Below are 21,974 nucleotides of genomic sequence, written 5' to 3'. Positions count from 1 at the left end.
GCCCGGCGTCACGGGCGGTAAGCACACCGTGACGTCCCGTCAGTCGCGCATCAGGGCGTTGAACTCGCCGTAGTCGACGGCGTCCGTCAGGCCCGTATAGGTGCCGGTGGCGGCCAGCTCCGCCGCCACGCGCCGGACGACCGCGTACGCCGCCTCGGCGACCGCGGAGCCGAGGCTGACCCGGGCGACGCCCAGCTTCGAGAGCTCCGCGACGGACGGGGCGCCGGGGCCGGCCAGGATGTTCAGCGGGGCCGGGATTCCGGCGGCGAGCGCGGCGACCACGTCGACGCCGGTGACGCCGGGTACGAAGATGCCGCTGGCCCCGGCGTCGAGGTAGGCGCGGGCGCGGTCGAGGGTCTCCTGGAGGCGGGTTTCCTCCGGACCGGCGCCGAAGAGGTAGGTGTCGACCCGGGCGTTGACGTAGAGCCGGACGCCGGCCTCGTCGGCCGCGGCGCGCGCGGCGGCGAGCCGCTCGCACTGGTCGGCGACCGGCCGCAGCACCGAGCCGCCGACCGGGAATCCGTCCTCGATGTTGATCCCGACGGCCCCGACGTCGATGACCCGGGCGACCGTGTCAGCGACCTCGGCGGGGGTGACGCCGAACCCGCTCTCGATGTCGGCGGTGACCGGGACGGACACCGCGTCCACCACCCGGCCGATCAACGCGATGGCCTGGTCCCGGTCGAGCCGGTTGCCGTCCGCGGCCCCGAGCCCCCAGGCGACACCGGCACTCGTGGTGGCGACGGCCCGGGCCCCCGCCGCCTCGACCAGGCGCGCGCTGGCGGCGTCCCAGGCGTTGGCCAGGGCCAGCGGTGCGGCGGGGGTGTGGAGGGTGTGGAACAGCTCTGCACTGTCGCGCTGTGAAGTCATGACCGGTATTCCACCAGCGGAAGCCGGCTGTCGGCTGGCGGATTTGCGACAGCATCGTCACGAGAGGCATCGAACACGGTCCCCATCGCAGCGAAGCACCCAGGGGAATTATCGTCAGATCGACGAGAATCGGCTATGCTCGGCGCGCCCGGCCGATATCGCGATCGGCGAGTCGGGAACGCGCCGGAGACGGCCCAGACTTCGCTCCGCCCCGGGCACGGGCGGCAGCGACACGGTGAGGACGATGACCACGGTCAGGGCAGCACGGATGCGGCGGCACCTGGAGGCCGAGATCGCGCGACTCGGCGCCGCCATCGGACTGAAGGGTGAGCCGACGTTCGAGAACCATGACGGCGCCCGCCCGTTCATCCTCGTCTGCGGCGACGGCACGCTGCAGTACCTCGCCCTCGAACGAGGAGTGATCTGCTTCTCGCGGACCACCCGCGATCCCGACGAGCTGCTGTACTGGGCGTACGCCGATGCCACCGCATCCCTCGCCCTCCACTGGACGAATAAACGAGGCCTGACCGGAGAGAAGCATCTGGCGGCCAAGTGGAAGCACCGGGCCACGCTGCTGCACTCTCTCAACCCCGAGTGGGCGAAGCGGTGGCGGGCGGAGCTGATCGAAACCCTCGGGCCCGAGGGTGAGCACCACCTCCTCCCCACGCTGCCCCCGCCGCCGGCCACAACCACATCCTGACGCTACGTCAGGCAGTCAACGGCACAAGGCTCGTGCGGTCGAAGGGGCCGCCGTGGGCGGCGGCGTACGCGATGGCGTCGTTGACGGCGCCGAGGGTGAACGACCGGACGCGCTCCGGGGCGAGGTCCAGGGTGCCCGAGGTGAGGAGCCGGATGATGCCGATGTTGGCCGTGCGCGGGTACATCCACTGCCCGCGTACGGTCACCGAGTTGCGCATGATCCACGGGTACGGGAGGGCGAGGTCCTCGCCGCCGAGCATGCCGACGCCGCCCATGAGGACGACGCGGCCGTACTCGCGCACGGTCATGGCCGCCGCCCGGGACGCCGAACTGGGGGCGCTCGGCGGGAGCAGGTCGAGCACCAGGTCGATCGGGCCGTCGGCCGCCGCCGACATCGCCGCGCGGTCGGCGGTCTCGTCCCCGGTCAGCGGGACCGGGCGCAGCCGCGGACCGAAGCGGTCGGCCAGCAGGGCGAGCACGGCCCGGTTGCGACCCGGGGCGATCACGCGGCCCGCTCCCATCGCGAGCGCGACCGCGACCGCGCTGCTGCCGAGGTTGCCGGTGGCTCCGCTGACGAGCAGCGTCTCGCCGGCCGCGAGGCCGCCGGCGAGCAGCCCGCCGTACGGGATGACGTGCACGCCGAGCGCGGCCCAGCGGGCCGGGTCCTCCCCCGCCGCGGCGGGCAGCGGGTAGACGTTCTCCGTCGGCACCCGCATGAGCTCGGCGAACGAGCCGTCGTGCAGGTGGCGGGCGAGGCGCGCGCCGCCCTCGCCGCGTGAACTCCAACCCTGGAGCGTGATGTCGGGCGTCAGGGCGTCGTCCCGCGAGCGCACCGTCGAGTCGCACCACACCAGGTCGCCGACGCGCAGCCGGGTGGCGTCCGGGCCGACGTGGACGATCCGCCCGATGCCGCCGATCCCGGGCACGACGGGCGGGACGAGGGGGTACCTCCGCCTGCCGTCGAAGACCTCGGCCGCGTAGGGCGCCACGGAGGCGGCGAGGACCTCGACCACCACCTCGCCGCCGCCGGCCTCGGGGTCGGGCACCTCCCGCACCGTGAGCGGTGCGCCGAACCGCGTGAGAACTGCTGCTCGCACGTCATGACCTCCGTGTCCGTCCGTACTCGTCCGTGCTCCTGCGATCGACCCTAGGAGCCGGGCTGGCATGCCGGAAGCGAAGAATCGGCATCCGTGGTATGCGTAGGCCGCATGGACATCTCCAGCACGGGACTGCGGGTCCTGCGGCAGATCGCCGAGTCCGGCAGCTTCACCGCGGCGGCCACGCGGCTCGGCTACACGCAGTCGGCCGTCTCCCGCCAGGCCGCCGCCCTCGAACGCAGCGCGGGCACCACCCTGTTCGAACGCCGCCCGGACGGGGTGCGGCTCACCCCCGCCGGCCTGACCCTGCTGCGGCACGCCCACACGGTCCTGGCCTCGCTCGCGGCGGCCGAGCGCGAGCTCACCGGCGCCGCCCCGCAGGCCGAACTCGTACGGCTCGGGGTGTTCCTGAGCGCGGGCGCCGCGATCCTCCCCGCCGCCCTCACCCACCTCGCGGCGGCCGACCCGCGGATCACGGTCACCACGAGCGAGGGCACCACGCCCGCCCTGGTCCGGGCGTTGCGCGCCGGCTCGCTGGACCTCGCCGTGCTCACGTCCCGCCCACCCCACCGCCCCTTGGACGGGGAGTCGCCGCGCCTGCACGTCGAGACCGTCGCGGACACCGAACTCGTGGTGGCGGTGCCGTCGACCGGGGAGTTCGCCGGGCGCGGCACGGTCCACGTCGACGAACTGGTCCACGCCGGGTGGATCGCCACCCCGTCGTCGAGCTCCGAGCCGCTGCTCGGCGTCTGGCCCGGCCTGCCGGGACGGCCGCGCGTCGTCCACGCCGCCCGCGACTGGCTGACGAAGCTCCGCCTGGTCGCCGGCGGCTTCGGCGTGACGACGGTGCCGTCCGGGCTCGCTCCGCTGCTGCCGCCCGGGGTGAGCCTGCTGCGCGTCGACGGCGCGCCCGCCGAGGTCCGCCGGGTGCTCGTGGCCCGCCTGCCCGGGCGCCCCACCCCGGCGATCACGGCCGTCACCCGGGCGATCGCGTCGGCCGTCTGAATCAGGACCGAAGCGCGAGTAGCGTGGCCCGCGCTCCCTTACCCGTACCCGTACCCGTATCCGTACCCGTATCCGTACCGGAGGTTGACGATGCACTCGACGGTCCGCACGTTCCGCACGCCCGACGGCGTGACGCTCGGGGTCGAGCACTTCGGCGACGCGGCGGCGCCGCTCGTGCTGCTCGTGGGCGGCACGACCATGCTCTCCTGGCCCGACGCGCTCTGCCACGCGCTCGCCCGCGGCGGACGTCACGTCGTGCGCTACGACCTGCGCGACTCCGGCACGTCCACGACCGTCGACCCCGAGGCGCCGGCGTACACCCTGCGCGACCTCGCCGCCGACGCCGCCGCGCTCGCCCGCGGCCTCGACGACCGGCCGGCGCACCTGGCGGGCATCGGCGTCGGCGGGATGGTCGCCCAGGTCGCCGCGCTCGACCACCCGAAGGCGTTCTCGGCGCTCACCCTCGTCGGGACCCGGCCCGTCGCCCCGGGCCCGGTCGACGACGACCTGCCCGACCACGACCCGGCGACGAGGGAGCGGCGGTTCGCGCTCGCCCTGCCCGACTGGTCCGACCGCGCCGCCGTGGCGCAGTACGCCGCCGCCGGCGCCGAGATCCGCGGCGACGACCCCGGCGCGGCACGCACGAGGGCCGAGCGCATCTTCGACCGCACCCCGGGCACGGCGCCCGCGGTCCAGATGGCCAACCAACTGGGCATGGTGTTCGCCAGGCTCGACTGCACGCCGCGCTGGCGCGAGCGCCTCGGCGAGATCGCCGTCCCGGCGCTGGTGGTGCACGGCCGCCGCGACCCGTTCTTCCCGGTCGGCAACGGCGAGGCGCTCGCGCGCGAGATCCCCGGCGCGCGGCTGCTCGTGCTGGAGGAAGCCGCGACCGCGCTCCCCGACGCGACCGCCGAGGAGGTGGCGGAGGCGATGCTGGCGCTGTGAGGCCGTCCGGTCGGTCTCGGCCGTCAGCGGTCACACCCCGATGAAGCTCACCGTTTCCGTCCTGTCCGCCCGCCCGCCTGGTGCGCAGGAAGTCGGGCCGGTCGACTTCCCGCGTGCGAGGGCGAAGCGCCTCACCGCCGCCCCGTCCGCGAGCGCGCAAAACGCGTTGTGCGTGCTGCCGTCTCAAGAGTAAGAAGCAACGGTGGGACATCAGTTGCAACCGCTGGTGCTCACATGCCGACGCTGACACGAAGGGGGACTCATGGGGTGTCTCCGTGCGGCGGCCGTGGTCGCCGGCACCTGGTTCGCGCTGCTCGTGCTGCTGATGACGATGGCATCGGTTCTGCCGGATTCCCTGACGCACGGGTCGTCCTGGTCCACGGTCCTCATGCTGTGGCTGCTCGCGGTGCTGCTCTGGCCACTCGTCGTCTGCTTCGCATTGCGCCGGTGGATCACCAGCGGCCGAGCCGGGGGGCCGGCCGCACTGCCGCCTCAGGACGTGTGGCAGCCCGACGGACGCACCTGGGACGGGGACGCGTCGCCTCCTCAGCGGCCCGGCGATCCGAGGATTCCCCAAACCCCGTCCACCCCCGAGGCCCCGGGCGCCAACGCCCGGCGCCAGGCCCAGACAGAGGCCGAGCGGGCGCAACAGCAGCAACTTCGACGACGAGGGGGCTACCTCCAGTCACGCAAGCGGCATCAGCCGCCGCACTGACGAGACGCGGGCAGGCCAAGAGCACGTCACGGTTCCGGGCGTCGTCCACGTGCGCGACTCCAAGGACAAGAGCGGCCCGCAGCCGGCGTTCGAGCCGGACGCATGGAAGGCCTTCGGCGGCTTCGCCCGCGCCACCCGCGGCTATATACAACCGGACGAGTGAAGATCGCCGCGGGTGGCGCGGGTGTCTCCAACGACCACGGCTTGGCATCTCTACGGGCGGCGCCGCCCCCTCCCCTAATCGAACAGGGCCCCAGGGCACCCGCGTCGTCGAAGGACACCTCAACGGCCTCCGGGCCCGCCTCGCCTGGAGTCGGGACAACCGGTACCCGATCGAGCCCTGACCCCTTCAGGGGCCGGGGGGATCGAGCTGTCCGTCGGAGTGACTCCGGCGCCCCGCGCAGGGAGAACCGGTGGAGGTGCCCGGCAGGTACCGGTAGCGTCCGGGCTTTGATGACTGACGAATCCTGGGACACCATCGCCGACTGGTACGCGGCGCTCCTCCGCGCCGGCTCCGCGCTCCACGACTTCAACCGCGACGTTCTCCTGGCCCTCCTCCCCGACGAGTTGAGCGGCCTCCGCGTCCTCGACCTCGGCTGCGGTGAGGGGATCATCACCCGCGCGCTGGCCGCGCGCGGAGCCGCGGCCACGGGCATCGACCCGTCCCCGCGGCTGATCGAACACGCGCGGGCCGCCGGAACGCCCGGGCCCGGCACGGTGGTCTACGCCGTCGACGACGGCTGCGTGCTAGGCACGGTCGCCGACGGCTCGGTCGACCGGATGACCGCCGGACTGTCCCTGAGCCACGTGCCCGACCTCGACGCCGCGCTCGCGGCCGTGCGGCGCGTGCTGGTACCCCGGGGCACGCTGGCCTTCAGCATCCCCCACCCCTGCTTCGTAGCACCCCACGCCTCCTGGACGACCGCCACCGACGGCACCGCCCGCAGGGTCGTGGGCGACTACCTCGCCGAAGGGTTCTGGCGCTCCGACAACCCCCGGGCCGTCCGCCGGGCCGGCAATCAACACCGCACCCTGGCCACGTACTTGGCTGCGCCTCTCCGGCACGGCTTCACCCTGGAGGCCGTCACCGAGCCGACGCCGACCGCCCACGTCGCGGCACGGCGGCCGAAGCGAGCCGGGCTGCCGCCGTTCCTCGTCGTCCGCGTTCGCTCGGCCTGAACCACACCAGCGCGAGGGGGCAACGGCTACGCCCGGTTCGTCGACGACGCGGGCCTGATCGTCGGGGTCCGGAGCCTCCACCCCCCCAGCCCTGGGTCACCCGCCACCTCGCGGTGGTCGGGCGCCCGTAGCGGCACTCCCCCTCCGGTACGACTGGCCGGGTCGTACCGGAGGGGGAGGTTTCGGCCGGAATTCCGGCCGACCACCGGCCCGGCCGTTGACCACAAGTCGGCCGCAGCGCTTGGCTCTTGCCGAGCCGGGCCGCGGGGGTGTCGGAGCCCGGCACCGTCATCAGGGGAGGACGTTCCATGACCACCGCCCGCACCCGCCGCCGGTCGGCGCGCGCCGCCGCCGTCCTGGCGGTCGCCCTCGCGGTCGGCGCCGCGACGCCGTCCGCCGAGGCCCGCCCACCCAAGGGCGACACCGCCCGCGTCAGCGAAGGCGCCAAGGGCGAGCAGCTCGACGGCTACTCGACCGCGCTCGGGCTGAGCGACGACGGCCGCTCCGCGCTCTTCTCGTCCACGGCCACCAACCTGCTGCCCCAGGGCGGCACTCCGAACAACACCGAGATCTACGTGAAGGACCTGCGCAACGGCCACGTCGAGCGGGTCAGCGTCGCCGACGACGGCGCCAAGCTCGACGCCATGACCTTCCAGGCCTCGATCAGCGGTGACGGCCGGTACGTCGCGTTCAGCACCACGGCCACCAACGTGCTGCCCGGCGGGTCGAAACACCGCAGCGACGTCTACGTGCGCGACCGGTGGACCGGCCGCACCGAACTCGTCACCGCGGGCGGCCTGCCCACCACCGACGACCAGACCCCGTACGACGCCCAGAGCCCCTCGATCAGCCGCGACGGCCGCTACGTCGCCTACGTCTCCAATCGCGGCGACCTCGCCGCCGGCCCCGCCGCCCGCGGCCGGAACAACGTCTACGTCACCGACCGCTGGACCCACACCAGCCGCCTCGTCACCCTCGGCGCGAACGGCGCGGCCGCCGACAGCAACTCCTTCAACCCCACGATCAGCGCGGACGGCTCCACCATCGGCTTCGGCTCCCGGGCGGGCAACCTGCTCCCGGCCGCCCCTGCCCTCGCCGCGTCCCCAGGGCTTGCGCGCGGGCCCCACTACTACCCCTACTACGTCTGGAAGGCCGACACCGGCAGGACCGCCGCCGGCAGCGTGGACGAGGCCGGGCACCTGGGCGGCGCCGCCTACGACGCCCGGGTCAGCCGGGACGGCCGCTACGCCGTCTACAGCCTGGCGACCTTCGGCCAGGGGCAGCCCGGCCACGGCGGCACCCGGCTCGACGTGTACGTCCACGAGCTCGCCACCGGCAAGACCACCAAGGTCGACACCGGCCTGCCCGGCACCACCAGCCCCGACGCCGACTCCTCCGGCGGTGCCATGACCGCCGACGACCGCTGGGTCTACTTCGACTCCAGCGCCGACAACCTCGTCCCCGGCGACACCAACAACGCCACCGACGTCTTCCGCCGCGACCTGTGGACCGGGACGATCGAGCGGATCAGCCTCACCCGCGACGGCCGGCAGAGCGACACGGCCGCCTACAGCCCCTCCGTGGACGCCACCGGCGACACGGTGATCTTCGACGCCGACGACGGCAACCTGGTGCCGGGAGACACCAACGCGCTCCAGGACGTCTTCCTGCGCCGCCCGTGAGGCACCGACTCCGCCGTCGGAGCCGGGGAGTGCCTCTCCGGCCGCCGGGAGCGTCGACCACGTGGCCGGCGCCCAGGGAGAGGCACTCCTCACACCCCCCGCCATTCCAGGCGTCACCGCCGGGCCTCGACCACCCCTCGCGGTTGCCGTGCCTGCGCGGCGGCCCGAAGGGGCAGGGCCGGTAACGGAGGTTGCGCCGGGGCGTCCTGGGGCGGCTGGGCCGGCCCACCGGACGGTTGGTCCTGCATGGGGCAGTTCGCCCACCGGATCGACCCTCAGTCGGCCCACACCCGCGCGAGGCAGCGCCCGGCCCGCGGCGGGGGCGGGTCGACGAAGGCGGTCCTGCCGTGCAGCACGGTCGTGTTGTCCACCAGCAACAGGTCACCGCGCCCCAGCTGCACGCGCAGGACCATCCTCGGGTCGGCGACGACCTCGTCGAAGGCATCCAGGGCCTCCACTTGACGATTGGTCAACGGCGAGCCGCACTCCTGCTGACCGCGAGTGATCCAGTACCGGTTGTACTGCACCTCCAGCCGGCCGGCACTGCGCCGGAACACGGGGTAGACACGCTCGTAGCCCGGCCCGTCGCCGAAGTCGAAGTCCCCGTAAAGGGCCGGCAGCACCTCCGGGCGGGAGCCGAGCAGGACGTCGTGCACGGCATGCCCGCTGACCAGCAGCGAGTCGCCGCCGGAGCCCGCCGGGCGTACACACAGCAGGGCCATCAGCCGCGCAGGCCGCGGGGACATCCCGCGGTCGGTGTGCGGCCCGAGCTCCGCCTCGTCCCGTTGCCTGCCCGCCGTGAGCAGGTTGTGCCCGGGCAGGGCCAGGTCCACCGGGCGCACCTCGCCCACCTGTGCCAGGATCCGGCGGCACACCTCGACGCAGTCCTCGTCGGCCGGCGCCTCCAGGTCGAGCCCGCGCACGACCGCGAATCCGGGCCCGTGACGCAGGTGCTCCGCGACCCGGTCCACCGGGACCACCCAGTCGCGCTCCTCCAGCTCCGCCCCCTGCCACGCCGAGGGCCCTCCGACCGCGACCGGTGCGTCCATCAACGGCCTCCTCCCGCCTCGACCCGGACACACCGCGAGCGTAAGGCCCTGCGCCGTGCAGGTCACCGGCCTGACGGAGCACCGGCCGGGCGCGCCGGAGCGCTACCGCGCCCCGCTGACGCACACCCGGCGGTCAGAGGCGCGCGATCGCCCAGTACAGCATCCCCACCGATGCCGCCAGGGCCACGAAGGCGAACACGACCGCGCCGCCGATGCCCTGGTACGGGTCGTACGGCGCGTAGGGCGTCTTGGGCGAGACCACGACGGTCGTGAACGAACCCAGCGGCGGCGGATTGCTGCCGGACGCGTTTCCCACCGTGGCCTGGTAGGTGCGGTCGTTGAGGTAGTACCGCACGATGGGCCGCAGGTAGAACTCGTCGGCCCGGTCCCCCACCCGCTTGTCGTAGTCCACCACCTCGGCCTGCAGGCGGACACCCTCGCCGCGCACTCGCCGGAAGTCGGCGTTCAGGTCGAGTACGTACTTCACCATCCGCACCGTCATCACGAGAACGAACAGCGCGACCCCCAGAAACAGCATGGTGATTGTCTAGCACCCGCCACTCCCCGGCGGCCAGGGGTGCGCGCCACCCGCAGCGACGACTCCATCCCGACCGACCTCAGAACCGCGTCAAGCGGTAGGAGAAGGGGAGTCCCCGCGGCGTGACCGCTCGCCGCGAGGACCCGGCCCTGCGCGTCACCGGCTCCCGGCGCGCAGGGCCTCCGTGAGCCACGCGAACACGGGGGCCAGGCTCGGCGGGACCGGCCAGCCGTTGATGACGGCCAGCAGGTGCCAGTAGCGCTCCGTCCGCGGGTCGCCCGCGACCTCCAGGCGGGTCAGCAGCCACCGGCGCAGGTCGGCGTCGTCGGGTCGGTCGAAGGTCTCCGCGTAGCGGGCACTCAGGGTGTCGAGGATGCGCCCGCCCTCAGGCGAGGACGGGGCGGTGCCGGCGTCGAGCGCGCGGCCGACCTCGTCGCGCACGGTCTCCGTGAGCTGCTGGTGGAGTCCGGTGGTGTCGCCCTGGGCGCGTTCGGCCGCCTGGTACTGCGCCATGCGGCGGACGGCGGCGCGGAAGTCCGGGTCCTGGGCGAGTTCGGCGAGTTCCACCCAGGCGTCCACCTGGTCGGGTTCGGGGTCGTCCGGCAGGTCGGGCATGGCCGAGCGCATCATGTCGACGAACTCGGCGTTGGCGTCCAGGCCGCCGAACGTGTCGTCGATGAAGTCGCCGATGAGACGCCGGCGTTCGGCGTCGGAGAGCTTTGCGAGCTTGTGCATGAGATCCATTTCCTCGGTGGTGGAGCCCCGCTTGGCCACCGCGCGCAGCACCGCCCGCCGCAGCCGGAGGGTGCGGATCTGCACCTCCAGGGCGTCGGCGTGCGCGGCCGCGATCTCGGGCACCGAGACCTCGTCGTCCAGCACTCGCCGGATGACGGCGAGGTCGAGTCCCAGGTCGCGAAGCGTGCGTACGAGGTCCAGGCGCGCGAGTGCGCCGACGTCGTACAGCCGGTAGCCGGCCGGGCTGCGGTCCGTCGGCGGCACGATCCCGGAGTCGGAGTAGAACCGGATGGTCTTGACCGTCAGCCCGGTGCGCCGGGCCAGGTCACCGATCGAGAAGAGCGTGTCGCCGTCCATGCCCCCACCTTCACGTCTCCCCCTGCTGGAGACTCAAGCTCCTTCGCCCGCCGAACGGTAGTGGACCGGCTCCCGGCCGTTGACGTTCCATCACGGGATTCCGAACGGCGCCTTGGACGGACTCTGGACGGACTCTGGACGGAGGACACCTTGTGTCCTACTGTGAACGATGTGTTCTCAACCACGGCACCACCGAGGATCGAAGGAGAGCCGGGCCCCATGGCCGACACGTTCCAGGCGGGCAAGTCCGAACTGGTGGACCTCGCCCAGCGCCGCATGGCGACCGCGATACCCGACAACGGCTGGACGGTGCGCCAGAAGCTCGCGCTGACCTGCCGCATCCTGTTCGACGCCGGGCACGACTCCGGCCTCGCCGGGCAGATCACCGCCCGCGCCGAGCGCCCCGGCACCTACTACACGCAGCGCCTCGGGCTCGGCTTCGACGAGATCACCGAGGACAACCTCCTCCTCGTCGACGAGGACCTCGACGTCCTCGAAGGCGACGGGATGGCCAACCCGGCCAACCGGTTCCACAGTTGGGTCTACCGCGCCCGCCCGGACGTCAACTGCGTCATCCACACCCACCCGCTGCACATCTCCGCGCTGTCCATGCTGGAGACCCCGCTGATCGTCTCCCACATGGACGCGTGCCCGCTCTACGACGACTGCGCGTTCCTGGAGAAGTGGCCCGGCATCCCCGTCGGCAACGAGGAGGGCGAGATCATCTCCGCCGCCCTCGGCGACAAGCGCGCCCTGCTGCTCGCCCACCACGGCCAGCTCGTCGCCACCGGGACGGTCGAGGAGGCGTGCACGCTCGCCCTGCTCTTCGAACGGACCGCGAAACTCCAGCTGTTGGCGAGCGCCGCCGGGAAGATCCAGGAGATCCCCGAACTCCTCGCCCAGGAGGCCCACGACTGGACGTCCACCCCCAAGCGCGGCCAGGCGAACTTCGCCTACTACGCCCGCCGCGCCCTGCGCGCCGGCCACGGCGACGCGCTCACCGCCCGGGAGGGCTTCTGACATGGCGACCACCCTGGAAGGGATCATCGCCTACCCGGTGACCCCGTTCTCGCGCACCGACGACAGCCTCGACCTCGTCCGACTCGCAGCCCTCATCGAGCGGTTGATCGCCGGTGGCTGCCACGCCATCGCCCCGCTCGGCTCCACCGGCGAGAGCGCCTACCTCGACGACGCCGAGTGGTACGCCGCCGCCGAGGCGTCCGTCTCCGCCGTCGCCGGACGCGTCCCGACCGTCGTCGGCATCGCCGACCTCACCACCCGCAGCGCCGTCCGCCGCGCCCGGTTCGCCGAGAAGGCCGGCGCCGACGTGGTGATGGTGCTGCCGCTCTCGTACTGGCGCCTGGACGAACGGGAGATCACCCGCCACTACACCACCATCGCCGACGCGGTCGGCATCCCGCTGATGGTCTACAACAACCCGGCGACGGCCGGCGTCGACCTCCCGCCGGAGCTCCTGCACCGGCTCGTCACCGAGGTCGACAACATCACCATGGTCAAGGAGAGCAGCGGCGACATCCAGCGGATGCACCGCCTCGCCCAACTCTCCGACGGCGCCCTGCCGTTCTACAACGGCTCCAACCCGCTCGCCCTGGCGGCCTTCGCCGCCGGCGCGTCCGGCTGGTGCACGGCCGCACCCTGTGTGATCCCGGAGCTCACGCTGGAGCTGTACCGGGCGGTGCAGGCGGGCGACCTGGACAGGGCCCGTGAGGTGTACTACCGCCAGCTGCCGGTGCTCCGGTTCCTGCTCGGCGGCGGCCTGCCGACGACGGTCAAGGCGGGATTGGCCCTGCGGGGCCTGGACGTCGGCGAGCCCCGCAAGCCGCTGCTCCCGCTCGACGAGGCGGGGACGGCGGAGCTGGCCCGGCTGCTGGCCGCGGCCGTCTGAGTACCCGGCGAGTGCCGCGCCCGGCCCCGTCGCGAACGGCGGAGCCGGGCACGGCAGTTCACCGGGCCCGTCGCGAACGGTCGAGCTGGGCAAGGGCGTTCACCGGCCCCGGCGGGCCGCCCCTTGCCGCGCGGCCATCGCCTGATCGCGGACGTGCGGCTCCGCGTCCCGCTCCAGCCTGGCCAGGACGTCGGCCACCGCCTCGTCGCCGATCTCCGTCGCGGGAAAGCGCCGCAGGGCGATGGCCACCCAGGCCCGCACGCTCGGGCTGTCGTCGTTGACGAGGCGGCAGATGTCCGGCAGGGTGCGCGGCTGGCGGCGGTAGCCGAGCGAGCTGAGGGCGGAGATGCGCACCTGCTCGGCGGGATCGGCCAGGAGGCCCACCATCAGGTCCACGGCCGCCGGGTCCGTGCCGTGGCTGCCGAGGGCGCCGGCGACCACGCTGCGGATCCGCTCGTCCGGGTCGTGCGCCGCGCGGGCCAGGACGGCGACGTCGGCCGGGTCGGGGACGAAGCCGAGCAGCCAGAGCGCCGCCCGGCGCAGGTCGGCGTCGGCGCTCTCCGTCCAGGGCAGGAGGGTGCGGCGCGCGGCGGACGGATCGTCCTGGGCGAGGACGGTGATCATCGTCGTCAGGCTGTCCTGGTCGTCCCCCAGGTCGCGGGACCAGGCCCGCAGCAGCACGGGCAGGGACGAGCGGCCGGCCGTCTCGGCGAGGAGGCCGGCGAGGACGGAGCGGGCGTACTGGTTCCGGGCGGCGACGGCCGTTTCCAGGTGCGCCTCCAGGCGCGGGACGAGGTCGGCGCTGAGCGTGCCGGTGAGGTGGGCCCCGATCGCGGCCAGCTCGTCGAGATCGCCGTCGGGGTCGAGCAGTCCGGCCACGAGTTCATCGAGCAGCACGGTCTGGTCGTCCGCCGCCAGGTCCCTCACATCGTCCCCCTCGTCACTCCGGCCGCACCGAGCCGTCGGCCGTCAGTGCCCGACCTTTCGGGCTGCGGCACTCTACCAAGCCGTCCGAAACGGCCGGGAGGGCGTCAGGGCAGGCTCGGCACCCGGTCCGAGGGGCCGGCCGGGTCGTCGTGGATCACCACGAGGATGTGCGCGGGCTCCGGCCCGGTGCTCCGACAGCGGTGCGGGAGAGCGGAGTTGAAGTAGACGCTGTCCCCGGGCCCGAGGTGGACGGTCCGCTCGGGGAACTCCAGCTCCGCCGTGCCCGCGTGGACGAAGAAGAACTCCTCCCCCGCGTGCGACTTGAACGGCGATCCGGCGTTGTCGAGCGGCGGGTACATCACGAACGGCACCATCCGCTTGCCGCTGAGCCCGGTCGCGATGCCCTCGTAGTTCGGGGCGCCCGGGCCGGTCCCGCTCGCGATCGGCGTCCGCTCCCCGGCGCGGACGACGGTGACGAGCTCCGGCTCCACCTCGTCCGAGAAGAGCCGGCCGACGTCGACCTTGAGCGCGTGGGCGAGCTTGAGCGCCGTCGAGATCGACGGGTCGCCGAGCCCGCGCTCGATCTTGGAGAGGTAGCTCTTGGTGACCCCGACCTGTTCGGCCAGCGCTTCGAGGCTGAGCCGGTTCTGCTGCCTCAGCACCCGCAACCTGCCAGCCATGCCCCACCCCTCACCCGCGAATCGTCCGGCCCATCATCCCATCACCGCCCGCCGGACCGGCCCGCCGTTCGAGGCACGGCCGCGCTAAACCCGATGGACGCCTGTACGAACCTTCGGCCATAGTCGCTGGGTGCCGAGCCAACCCCCCCCCCAGCCCCCGCCCCCGCCCGCCCGTCGCTTCGCCTGGGCGGGCCGCAACTTCCGGATCCAGACGGCCGCCACCGTGGTCAGTGGCCTCGGCAACGCCGGTGCGCCGATCGCCACCGCCTTCGCCGTGCTCGGCGACGGCGGGTCCGGCACCGAGGTCGGGTACGTCACGGCCGCCCGCCTGCTGCCGACCGTCCTGCTACTGGTGATCGGCGGCGCCCTCGCCGACCGGCTGCCGCGCCACCACGTCATGGTCGCGGCCAACCTGTTCAGCGGCCTCTCCCAGGCCGTCCTGGCCGCGCTCGTGCTGAACGGCCACACCCAGCTCTGGCAGCTGCTCGTCCTCTCCGCGGCCGGTGGCGCCGGCTTCGCGCTCTACGCCCCCGCGGCCGAGGGCATGATCCTCCAGAGCGTCCCGCCGGACCACGCCGCCCGGGCGTTCTCGGTCTTCCGGATGGGCCAGAACGCCAGCCAGATCGGCGGGGCCGCCCTCGGCGGCGCGCTCACCGCCGCCGTCGGGCCCGGCTGGGTGCTCGGCCTCGACGCCGTCTGCTTCCTGGTCGCCGCCGCCCTGCGCTTCTTCCTGGAGGCCGAGGCCGCACCCGCCGCCTCCGACACCACCATGCTGAGCGAACTGCGGGACGGCTGGCGGGAGTTCGCCTCCCGCCGGTGGCTCTGGGTGGTCGTCCTCCAGTTCTCCGTCCTGGTGGCCTGCGTCGGCGCGGTCGAGTCCGTGTACGGTCCGGTCGTCGCGGAGGAGCGGCTCGGCGGCGCCGCGGACTGGGGGCTGGCGATGGCCGCCTACGGGGTCGGGCTGGTCGTCACCGGCGTGCTGATGGTGCACTGGCAGCCGCGCCGCATCCTGCTGGTCGGCAACTGGGGCGTGTTCCTGTTCGGCGTCCCCGCGCTCGCCCTGGCACTCGCGGCACCGCTGCCGGTGCTGATCGCGGCGATGTTCCTCTCCGGCGTCGGCGTCACCGTCTTCGGCGTGAACTGGATGGTCGCGCTCCAGCAGGAGATCCCGGCCGAGATGTTCTCCCGCGTCTGCGCCTACGACCACCTCGGCTCGCTCTCCCTCGCCCCGCTCGGCATCGCCCTGGCCGGCCCGGTCTCGAACGCGCTCGGCATCTCCGGCGCGCTGTGGGCGTGCGCCGTGATCTGCACCCTCCTCAGCGCGGCGGTCCTCCTCGAACCCCAGATCCGCCGACTCACCCGCAGGACCGCCGACGACGTGCCCGCGGCTCCCGAGCCCGCACCCGTGTCCTGAGGCGTCCCCCTCAGCCCCGGCCGGGCTTCCCCGGCCGGGGCCGCCTGCCCAGGGCCGCCCGGAGCGACAGGCCCCGTTCCCGCCAGACGATCCCGGTGACCGCCCCCAGGATGATCACCACGCCGAGGGCGATCAGCCAGGACATGAGGAAGAAGACCACCCCGATCGGCCCGTACTCCGCCGTGTTCGACGTGACGGTGTCCGAGGCGGTGAACGAGAACACCACCCGCATCCCCAGGTAGCAGACGGCGGTGATGACGGCGGACGGCAGCAGGTCCCGCCACGGCACCCGGCCCGCCAGGAGGAGCCGCATCAGCACCCACCAGAGCAGGGCGGCCGCCACCAGCGCGACGGCCCCGAGGAGCACGGGCCCGCCCACCCGGTGCAGTGCCGGCCCGGTCCACGCCGCCAGGGCCGCCCCCGCGATCACCACGGCCAGCGACAGCACCTGGTGGAGCACGTCCCGCACGCCCCGCCCAGGGAGCTCGAAGATCCGCTGGTACAGCTGCTGCAGCGCCGACGCCGCGGCGAAGCCGCCCAGGACGAAGAACACCGACGCCGTGCCCGTGACCGCGCTGCTCGTGGTGGCCGACGGGGCGAACAGGTCGCTCACGTCGGCCGACGCCTGCCGGTCCAGGCCCAGGCGCCGCACCAGGGCGGTCACCGTCGACCGGCCTGCCAGCGCGTTCGTCACGATCATGAACGGGAAGAAGCAGAGCAGGAGCGTGGCGGCGAACTGGAGCCCCTGGCTCATGAAGTCGACCGCCTCCAGCCGCTTCCACAGCGCCTCGGCCCACGATCCCGCGTACCGCTCCCTCGCCGAACGCACCATCCGCGCCATCCGCGTCAGGTGGTTGTCGGCCCTCATGGCTGGCGGCTCCCCCTCGCTGCGGACCCGCAGGGACGTGACGGCGGACGACGCCGCTCGCCCGACGTCCTATCACGGAGCGCCCCGGAGCACCGGAACCGTCATCCGGTCGGACGGCGGTCGTCCGCGTCGGCGTCACGGCGTGCCGAGGGCGGCCTCCTCGCGGTCGAGGTCGTGCTGGAGGCGGCGGCGGGTGGTGTCGCTGATGCGGTGCTCGTCGTAGAGACGGCGCAGTTCGGTGCTCTGGACGGCGATGACCTCGCGGCGCAGCTGGCGGTAGGAGGCGTCGGCGGTGGTGCCGTCGGGGGCCTCGGGGGTGCGGTCGAGGCGGGCGGTCAGGGCGCGGCGGACGCGGTCGACGGCGGTGTCGGACAGGGCTTCCAGCTCGGCGAGGTTCTCGACGTGGTCGAGGGCGGTGCGGTTGAGGGCGTCGCGGGCGTCGTCCTCCTCGCGGACGGTGTGCTCGGGTTCGAGGGCGAGGCCGGAGCGGTTGACCACGGCGGCCAGGGTGAGGCCCTGGCCGACCAGCGTGAGGACGACGACGGCGGTGGTGAGGACCAGGACCAGCGGGCGTCCGGCGAGCTTCGTGCCGTCGTCGGTGACGAGCGGGATCGAGAGAGCGGCGGCCAGCGGCATGACCCCACGGGTGCCGGCCCAGGTGACCACCCCGGCCACCCGCCACGAGAGCCGGCCGCGGCCCTGCGTCGGCTTGACCGCCCGGGTCAGCGGCAGCGTGGAGAGCACGCGCACCGCGATCAGCACGGCGGCCAGGGCGAGCGCCTGGAGCGGCCACAGGCCGGTGCCCGCGGGCAGGTCCCGCACCAGGGTGGGCAGTTCGAGGCCGACGATGCTGAAGACGACGCTCTCCAGCAGGAAGACGACCACCGCGTAGACGGCGTTCAGCTGGAGGCGGATGTGGGCATCGGTGAGCCGGTGGCCCGAGCGGCCGAGCAGCACGCCGGCGACGACGACCGAGGTGACGCCGGAGGTGTGCACGGACTCGGCCAGGACGTAGGCGGCGTACGGGGTGACCAGCGCTATGACGGTCTCCAGTACCGGGTCGACAGTGCGGCGCCGGACGAGCCACACCAGGCCCGCGACGGCGGCCCCCACCAGACTCCCGCCGCCGCCGAGCACCAGGAACTCCCCGCCCGCCGCCGGCACGCTCACCGCCGCGCCGACGGCCACCGCGATGCCGACGGCCACCTTGAACAGCACCAGTGAGGTCGCGTCGTTGAACAGGCTCTCCGCCTGCACCAGCACCTGGACCCGTCCCGGCAGCGCCAGCCGGCGCCCGAGCGCGGTGACCGCCACCGGGTCGGTGCTGGACAGCACGGCGCCCAGCACGAACGCCATCGCGGGCGGCAGGCCCGCGACGGCGACGGCCGCGAAGCCCACGGCGGCGGCGGAGGCGAAGACCAGGCCGAAGGAGAGGATCGTGACCGGGCGCCACACCGTGCGCAGGTCCCGCAGGGACAGCTCCTCGGCGGAGGCGTACAGCAGCGGCGGCAGGACCACCATGCCGATGATCTGCGGCGGAACGTGCAGCGCGGGGACGCCGGGCACCAGGGCCACCCCGACACCGGCCAGGACGAGCAGTGACGGCGCGGGCACCCGCAGGCGCCCGGCGAAGGTGGCCACGGCCGTGCCCAGAACCACCAGGACGAGAACGATCCCGACTACGTGCATCGACGGAAACAACCCCACCACGACGAACGGGGTCACCGCCGCCCGAATGCCGCAGTAGTCCCCCGAGCCGACCAGGCTTCCCGGCACACCTACGGTCATCTTATCGGTGCATTAGCGGTGGTGACAGCGCCAATCCGCCGGGGAGCAGCCGCCGGAAACAGGGTTCGTACCCCGAACCGAGCGACGTGCCCTGTCGGTCGAGGCCGACAGATACCGATCTTGACGTGACTGACGAGTGTGGAGTCAGATGCAGGGAGACGTCGTCGGCACGGAGACGCGGCACGGCCGCAGGGGGTTTGGCGTGTTTGTCACGGAAGAAGCCACTTTCGATCCTGATGAGATGTTGGGCCTCTACGCCTCGGTCGGCTGGGAGGGCTACACCGCCGACGTCGACAAGCTCTGTCGCGGCCTGCGGAACTCTCATCTCGTCATCACCGCGCGAAACGCTTCAGGAACGCTCCTCGGACTGGCCCGGACCGTCTCCGACGACGAACACATCTGTTATGTCCAGGACGTCGTGGTCAACCCTGCGCATCACCGGCAGGGTGTAGGCCGGGCCTTGGTCGAACACCTCATGCGACGCTACTCGCACTGCCGGTTCTTCCTCCTCTCCACGGACCACGAGTCGTCACCGGAAGGCGAGCGCAACCATGCGTTCTACCGGAGTCTCGGCTTCCTGTCCTACGAGGAGAAGCAGATGGCAGGCTTCGGACTGCCCAGGAACCGCCCCGACCTGCGTGACATGACGTCATAGAGATCCGCCCTTCCCGGCCGGCCGACCACCGCCCTGAGTGGAGCCACGCAAAGTCGCATGACAGCTGCGGCCGGCTCCGTGATCCTTGGCCGATGGCCATAGAACCGGACACTCTCAGCCTGAGCATCCTCTGCCCACCACCCGGCGAGGGCTACCTGGAGATCCGCCCGATCGTCAGCGGCCGGGACCTCCTGGCCGACCTGTCCCTCCGCAGCACGAAGTCAGGCGGCCCCCGTTTCGTGGGTTCGGGCCCCCGGTATCTCCTGGGCCGGGGCAGGCCGTTGCATGCCACTGCGACGCCCCACGAGGTTCGGCTCGCTCGATCCGGGTGCGGCTTGGAGCAGTGCTGCAGCGCTCTGTACGTGACGGTCACGCGGGACGAGGACCATGTCGTCTGGGCAGGCTGGCGCGACCCGGCCGAGCGGGGCTTCGACCTGCCGGAGTTTCGGTTCGCCGCGAATCGGTACGAGGCCGAGGTCCTGCGTGCCGAGGAGGACCGCAGTTGGGAGTGGCCGGCAGCGGTCGTTGCAACGCTGCTTGAAGCGGGGCTGAGGCGACGCGAGGACTGGCTCGCCAGGTGGGATTGCGAGTTGGAAGCCGTCTGGGCCTCCCGCGGGGAACCCGATCGGATCGACGTCGTCCTGAGGCATCCCCCTGGCCGGGAGGAGACAGACCTGCCCTGGGCCCAGTTCCTGATGACCCTCCCGATCTCCGCAGACGACCCGCCGGACCAGGCCAGGCACCTTGAAGCGCAACTGACCGCAGGTGATCCCCGTGCCACCGCCGAGCTCTGCGGAGGGTACAACCCCGGGTACGTGGGCTACCCGTGGCCGTAGCCCGCCCCGGCTAGGCCCGTGGCGGCAGCGGCAGTACGCCGGCCCGCCACGGGGTGGCCAGGGCCAGGGCGGGGCCGGTGGGGGTTGGGATCAGACGGGCGGCCAGGACCGGTTCGCCTAGGGCGGGGAGTTCGGTGATGATCTGCCGGTGGGTCAGGTCCCAGATCCGGATGGCGGTCTCTGCGATGTGGGTCACGATGATCTGGCGTCGGTGGGAGTCGTCGACGAGGGCCTGATCTCCCTCGGCCGCCTCTACCGGCAGGCGGCCGATCTCCTCGCCGGTGACGGCCTCGTGGACGGCCAGGCCGGACGGGCCGGTCAGGGAGACCAGCTTGCCGGAGGTGCTCGGGGCCACGTCCGTCACGTCGGTGCGGTTGCCGAAGGTGTGGCGGACCCAGCCGCTGGAGCCGTCCCAGGCCACCGCGCCGGCCGCGGCCCGCCAGCCGATCACGGTGCGGTTGGGGGCGGGGAGCACGTGCGAGGGGCGGAAGCCGCCCACGATGGCTCGCCAGCGGCCCGATCCCACCTGGGCGATGGGCTGCAGGTCCGGGCCGGCCAGGGCCATTCCGCGCTTGCCTCGATGTTCGAAGACCGCGCCGGTGATGTACTGCTTCGGCGACTCCGGCTGTAGCACCAGCGGGTGGCCGAGGACGGGTTCCCGGCCGCGCAGGTCGGCCTCCACGAGCTCCTGGTCCGCCTGCCGCAGGACCGTCAGCGTGGTTGCGTCGTGGTCGGCGGCCAGGAGCACGCCTCCGTCCAACCCGGGCAGGCTCCGCGGCGGCGCCCCCGCCTCGTGGACCGCCAGCGACGACCACGACCGCCCGTGCAGGCACACCGCCAGCGCCGGCACGCCCCGGGCGAGGACCGGTTGCAGCTGGGCCCGCTCGACGATCCGGCCCGGCTCGCAGACGAACAGCGGGCGCAGCGCCGACACCGTCGGCCCAGGAGGAGGCGGAAGAGGAGGCAGCACAGGACTCGGGGACGGGAGCCGATCGAAGCTCGTCCCGCGAACGGTCGGGGTGTAACCCGGCGGCACGACGACCGGCACCGTCACCACCGCCTGAAGGCTCCTCCGCAGCGAGTCGGCCGTCGCCGTCGCGTCCGGGCGCAGTGCCGGGTCCTTGCTCAACAGCGCGTCGAGCACCCCGGCCAGCGGGCCGGCCTTCTCGGGCGGAGCGGGCGGCTGGGTGAGGATCGAGACGTACAGCGCCGTCAGCGTCGTCGCGTCGAACGGGCGGCGGCCTTCGACGAGCGCGTACAGCGTGGCGCCCAGCGACCACATGTCGCTGGCGGGCGTGGCCTCGCGGCCCTCCAACTGCTCCGGCGCCATGTAGTGCGGCGTGCCGATGGCAACGCCGGTGCGGGTGAGCTGGGTGGTGGCGTCGAGGACGCGCGCGATGCCGAAGTCGGCGATGACGGCGCGGCTGCCGGACAGCAGGACGTTCTCCGGCTTCAGGTCGCGGTGCACGATGCCGGCGGCGTGCGCGTGGGCCAGCGCGTCGGCCATGGCAGCGCCGAGTTCCGCGACCCTGCGCCAGTCCAGGGCCCCGCGCTCGCGGACCTCGTCGGCCAGGGACGAACCCTGGATCAGTTCCATGACGATCCACGGGATCCCGCCGTCGGTGACGACGTCGTGGACCGTGATGACCCCGTCGTGCCGCAGCCGGGCCGCGACGCGCGCCTCGCGCAGGGCCCGCTCCACCAGCTCACGGCGCTCGTCGGCGGGCAGGTCGTCCGGGAGCATCAGCTCCTTGACCGCGACCACCCGGTCGAGGTTGGCGTCGTGGCCACCCCACACCCGGCCCATCCCACCCCGGCCGATCAGCCGGTCCAGCCGGTACCGGCCGTTGACGACGTACCCCACCCCACCAGACATGCGGGTCACTCTAGTGCCGTGGCCCCCGGGCCAGGGGGGGCCCCCCCCCCGGGGGGGCGCGGGGGGGGGGGGGCGTTCGGGTTTTGCCGGGGGGGGCTCCGCCGGGGTGGTGTGCCCGGGGGTGGCGCGGCCGGTTTCGTTAGTTCGAGTGTG

The 21,974-nt window shown here is 73.2% G+C and carries 22 protein-coding genes; 12 read left to right on the top strand and 10 right to left on the bottom strand.

What is annotated here, in order from left to right; genetic code table 11:
- Positions 1 to 39: 39 nt before the first annotated feature.
- Positions 40 to 870 (bottom strand): isocitrate lyase/phosphoenolpyruvate mutase family protein, encoded by an 831-nt coding sequence (locus tag ACFV4G_RS22565; protein WP_380443116.1) that lies wholly within the window; start codon positions 868 to 870, stop codon positions 40 to 42.
- 244 nt (positions 871 to 1,114) lie between these two features.
- Here ACFV4G_RS22565 and ACFV4G_RS22560 point away from each other — a divergent pair, with 244 nt between their 5' ends.
- On the top strand, positions 1,115 to 1,570 hold the full coding sequence (locus tag ACFV4G_RS22560; RefSeq protein ID WP_380443114.1) for an Imm63 family immunity protein: 456 nt from the start codon (positions 1,115 to 1,117) through the stop codon (positions 1,568 to 1,570).
- A gap of 7 nt (positions 1,571 to 1,577) precedes the next feature.
- On the opposite strand, the gene ACFV4G_RS22555 is transcribed toward ACFV4G_RS22560, so the two are convergent.
- Positions 1,578 to 2,666, bottom strand: a complete 1,089-nt coding sequence (locus ACFV4G_RS22555; RefSeq protein ID WP_380443112.1) for an alcohol dehydrogenase catalytic domain-containing protein — start codon at positions 2,664 to 2,666, stop codon at positions 1,578 to 1,580.
- Positions 2,667 to 2,777: 111 nt separating this feature from the next.
- Here ACFV4G_RS22555 and ACFV4G_RS22550 point away from each other — a divergent pair, with 111 nt between their 5' ends.
- The 6 genes from ACFV4G_RS22550 to ACFV4G_RS22525 all read left to right on the top strand — a co-directional run bounded on the left by ACFV4G_RS22550 (position 2,778) and on the right by ACFV4G_RS22525 (position 8,192).
- Positions 2,778 to 3,671: a LysR family transcriptional regulator gene (locus tag ACFV4G_RS22550; RefSeq protein ID WP_380443110.1), complete on the top strand. Its 894-nt coding sequence runs from the start codon at positions 2,778 to 2,780 to the stop codon at positions 3,669 to 3,671.
- A 90-nt stretch (positions 3,672 to 3,761) separates the two neighbouring features.
- Positions 3,762 to 4,616 (top strand): alpha/beta fold hydrolase, encoded by an 855-nt coding sequence (locus ACFV4G_RS22545; protein WP_380443108.1) that lies wholly within the window; start codon positions 3,762 to 3,764, stop codon positions 4,614 to 4,616.
- A gap of 262 nt (positions 4,617 to 4,878) precedes the next feature.
- The gene (locus ACFV4G_RS22540) at positions 4,879 to 5,331 is read left to right on the top strand and encodes a hypothetical protein (RefSeq protein WP_380443106.1); all 453 of its coding nucleotides are present in this window, start codon (positions 4,879 to 4,881) and stop codon (positions 5,329 to 5,331) included.
- Positions 5,315 to 5,494: a DUF397 domain-containing protein gene (locus ACFV4G_RS22535; RefSeq protein WP_380443154.1), complete on the top strand. Its 180-nt coding sequence runs from the start codon at positions 5,315 to 5,317 to the stop codon at positions 5,492 to 5,494. Before ACFV4G_RS22540 ends, ACFV4G_RS22535 begins: the two co-directional genes overlap by 17 nt.
- 290 nt (positions 5,495 to 5,784) lie before the next feature.
- Positions 5,785 to 6,510: a class I SAM-dependent methyltransferase gene (locus ACFV4G_RS22530; protein WP_380443104.1), complete on the top strand. Its 726-nt coding sequence runs from the start codon at positions 5,785 to 5,787 to the stop codon at positions 6,508 to 6,510.
- Between the two features lie 308 nt (positions 6,511 to 6,818).
- The gene (locus ACFV4G_RS22525; protein WP_380443102.1) at positions 6,819 to 8,192 is read left to right on the top strand and encodes a hypothetical protein; all 1,374 of its coding nucleotides are present in this window, start codon (positions 6,819 to 6,821) and stop codon (positions 8,190 to 8,192) included.
- A gap of 275 nt (positions 8,193 to 8,467) precedes the next feature.
- On the opposite strand, the gene ACFV4G_RS22520 is transcribed toward ACFV4G_RS22525, so the two are convergent.
- The 3 genes from ACFV4G_RS22520 to ACFV4G_RS22510 all read right to left on the bottom strand — a co-directional run bounded on the left by ACFV4G_RS22520 (position 8,468) and on the right by ACFV4G_RS22510 (position 10,871).
- Positions 8,468 to 9,241: a TauD/TfdA family dioxygenase gene (locus ACFV4G_RS22520; protein ID WP_380443100.1), complete on the bottom strand. Its 774-nt coding sequence runs from the start codon at positions 9,239 to 9,241 to the stop codon at positions 8,468 to 8,470.
- 133 nt (positions 9,242 to 9,374) lie between these two features.
- Entirely contained in the window at positions 9,375 to 9,779 is a 405-nt protein-coding gene (locus ACFV4G_RS22515) for a hypothetical protein (RefSeq protein WP_380443098.1), read from the bottom strand.
- 156 nt (positions 9,780 to 9,935) lie between these two features.
- Positions 9,936 to 10,871, bottom strand: coding sequence for a MerR family transcriptional regulator (locus ACFV4G_RS22510; protein ID WP_380443096.1), 936 nt, complete (start codon positions 10,869 to 10,871; stop codon positions 9,936 to 9,938).
- Positions 10,872 to 11,090: 219 nt separating this feature from the next.
- Here ACFV4G_RS22510 and ACFV4G_RS22505 point away from each other — a divergent pair, with 219 nt between their 5' ends.
- Together ACFV4G_RS22505 and ACFV4G_RS22500 are read left to right on the top strand one after the other, a co-directional pair.
- Positions 11,091 to 11,891, top strand: a complete 801-nt coding sequence (locus ACFV4G_RS22505; protein WP_380443094.1) for an aldolase — start codon at positions 11,091 to 11,093, stop codon at positions 11,889 to 11,891.
- Position 11,892: 1 nt separating this feature from the next.
- Positions 11,893 to 12,777, top strand: coding sequence for a dihydrodipicolinate synthase family protein (locus tag ACFV4G_RS22500; RefSeq protein WP_380443092.1), 885 nt, complete (start codon positions 11,893 to 11,895; stop codon positions 12,775 to 12,777).
- 99 nt (positions 12,778 to 12,876) lie between these two features.
- Here ACFV4G_RS22500 and ACFV4G_RS22495 read toward each other — a convergent pair whose 3' ends face one another.
- Complete coding sequence (locus tag ACFV4G_RS22495; RefSeq protein ID WP_380443090.1) at positions 12,877 to 13,704, bottom strand: HEAT repeat domain-containing protein; 828 nt, start codon at positions 13,702 to 13,704, stop codon at positions 12,877 to 12,879.
- A gap of 104 nt (positions 13,705 to 13,808) precedes the next feature.
- Positions 13,809 to 14,384 carry a helix-turn-helix domain-containing protein gene (locus ACFV4G_RS22490; protein ID WP_380443088.1) on the bottom strand — a complete coding sequence of 192 codons (576 nt, stop codon included), beginning with the start codon at positions 14,382 to 14,384 and terminating at the stop codon, positions 13,809 to 13,811.
- 130 nt (positions 14,385 to 14,514) lie between these two features.
- On the opposite strand from ACFV4G_RS22490, the gene ACFV4G_RS22485 reads away from it, so the two are divergent.
- Positions 14,515 to 15,798 (top strand): MFS transporter, encoded by a 1,284-nt coding sequence (locus ACFV4G_RS22485; protein WP_380443086.1) that lies wholly within the window; start codon positions 14,515 to 14,517, stop codon positions 15,796 to 15,798.
- A gap of 10 nt (positions 15,799 to 15,808) precedes the next feature.
- On the opposite strand, the gene ACFV4G_RS22480 is transcribed toward ACFV4G_RS22485, so the two are convergent.
- Together ACFV4G_RS22480 and ACFV4G_RS22475 are read right to left on the bottom strand one after the other, a co-directional pair.
- Positions 15,809 to 16,666 (bottom strand): YhjD/YihY/BrkB family envelope integrity protein, encoded by an 858-nt coding sequence (locus ACFV4G_RS22480; protein WP_380443084.1) that lies wholly within the window; start codon positions 16,664 to 16,666, stop codon positions 15,809 to 15,811.
- Positions 16,667 to 16,801: 135 nt separating this feature from the next.
- Positions 16,802 to 18,355 carry a Na+/H+ antiporter gene (locus tag ACFV4G_RS22475; protein ID WP_380443152.1) on the bottom strand — a complete coding sequence of 518 codons (1,554 nt, stop codon included), beginning with the start codon at positions 18,353 to 18,355 and terminating at the stop codon, positions 16,802 to 16,804.
- Positions 18,356 to 18,602: 247 nt separating this feature from the next.
- On the opposite strand from ACFV4G_RS22475, the gene ACFV4G_RS22470 reads away from it, so the two are divergent.
- Positions 18,603 to 19,109 carry a GNAT family N-acetyltransferase gene (locus tag ACFV4G_RS22470; RefSeq protein WP_380443082.1) on the top strand — a complete coding sequence of 169 codons (507 nt, stop codon included), beginning with the start codon at positions 18,603 to 18,605 and terminating at the stop codon, positions 19,107 to 19,109.
- Positions 19,110 to 19,201: 92 nt separating this feature from the next.
- Complete coding sequence (locus ACFV4G_RS22465) at positions 19,202 to 19,945, top strand: hypothetical protein (RefSeq protein ID WP_380443080.1); 744 nt, start codon at positions 19,202 to 19,204, stop codon at positions 19,943 to 19,945.
- Between the two features lie 10 nt (positions 19,946 to 19,955).
- Here the strand turns inward: ACFV4G_RS22465 and ACFV4G_RS22460 are convergent, their stop codons facing one another.
- Entirely contained in the window at positions 19,956 to 21,821 is a 1,866-nt protein-coding gene (locus tag ACFV4G_RS22460) for a protein kinase (protein ID WP_380443078.1), read from the bottom strand.
- Positions 21,822 to 21,974: the final 153 nt, after the last annotated feature.

It is taken from the genome of Kitasatospora sp. NPDC059747, from assembly GCF_042732955.1.
In the GTDB taxonomy this organism is placed as follows: domain Bacteria; phylum Actinomycetota; class Actinomycetes; order Streptomycetales; family Streptomycetaceae; genus Kitasatospora.
This window is presented reverse-complemented; position numbering and strand designations above follow the sequence as displayed.

Excerpts from the sequence above, each read along its gene's own strand:
- ACFV4G_RS22565 (WP_380443116.1), bottom strand. The coding sequence starts at position 870 with ATGACTTCACAGCGCGACAGTGCAGAGCTGTTCCACACCCTCCACACC.
- ACFV4G_RS22560 (WP_380443114.1), top strand. The coding sequence starts at position 1,115 with ATGACCACGGTCAGGGCAGCACGGATGCGGCGGCACCTGGAGGCCGAG.
- ACFV4G_RS22550 (WP_380443110.1), top strand. The coding sequence starts at position 2,778 with ATGGACATCTCCAGCACGGGACTGCGGGTCCTGCGGCAGATCGCCGAG.
- ACFV4G_RS22545 (WP_380443108.1), top strand. The coding sequence starts at position 3,762 with ATGCACTCGACGGTCCGCACGTTCCGCACGCCCGACGGCGTGACGCTC.
- ACFV4G_RS22540 (WP_380443106.1), top strand. The coding sequence starts at position 4,879 with ATGGGGTGTCTCCGTGCGGCGGCCGTGGTCGCCGGCACCTGGTTCGCG.
- ACFV4G_RS22530 (WP_380443104.1), top strand. The coding sequence starts at position 5,785 with ATGACTGACGAATCCTGGGACACCATCGCCGACTGGTACGCGGCGCTC.
- ACFV4G_RS22525 (WP_380443102.1), top strand. The coding sequence starts at position 6,819 with ATGACCACCGCCCGCACCCGCCGCCGGTCGGCGCGCGCCGCCGCCGTC.
- ACFV4G_RS22520 (WP_380443100.1), bottom strand. The coding sequence starts at position 9,241 with ATGGACGCACCGGTCGCGGTCGGAGGGCCCTCGGCGTGGCAGGGGGCG.
- ACFV4G_RS22515 (WP_380443098.1), bottom strand. The coding sequence starts at position 9,779 with ATGCTGTTTCTGGGGGTCGCGCTGTTCGTTCTCGTGATGACGGTGCGG.
- ACFV4G_RS22510 (WP_380443096.1), bottom strand. The coding sequence starts at position 10,871 with ATGGACGGCGACACGCTCTTCTCGATCGGTGACCTGGCCCGGCGCACC.
- ACFV4G_RS22505 (WP_380443094.1), top strand. The coding sequence starts at position 11,091 with ATGGCCGACACGTTCCAGGCGGGCAAGTCCGAACTGGTGGACCTCGCC.
- ACFV4G_RS22500 (WP_380443092.1), top strand. The coding sequence starts at position 11,893 with ATGGCGACCACCCTGGAAGGGATCATCGCCTACCCGGTGACCCCGTTC.
- ACFV4G_RS22490 (WP_380443088.1), bottom strand. The coding sequence starts at position 14,384 with ATGGCTGGCAGGTTGCGGGTGCTGAGGCAGCAGAACCGGCTCAGCCTC.
- ACFV4G_RS22480 (WP_380443084.1), bottom strand. The coding sequence starts at position 16,666 with ATGAGGGCCGACAACCACCTGACGCGGATGGCGCGGATGGTGCGTTCG.
- ACFV4G_RS22475 (WP_380443152.1), bottom strand. The coding sequence starts at position 18,355 with ATGCACGTAGTCGGGATCGTTCTCGTCCTGGTGGTTCTGGGCACGGCC.
- ACFV4G_RS22470 (WP_380443082.1), top strand. The coding sequence starts at position 18,603 with ATGCAGGGAGACGTCGTCGGCACGGAGACGCGGCACGGCCGCAGGGGG.
- ACFV4G_RS22465 (WP_380443080.1), top strand. The coding sequence starts at position 19,202 with ATGGCCATAGAACCGGACACTCTCAGCCTGAGCATCCTCTGCCCACCA.
- ACFV4G_RS22460 (WP_380443078.1), bottom strand. The coding sequence starts at position 21,821 with ATGTCTGGTGGGGTGGGGTACGTCGTCAACGGCCGGTACCGGCTGGAC.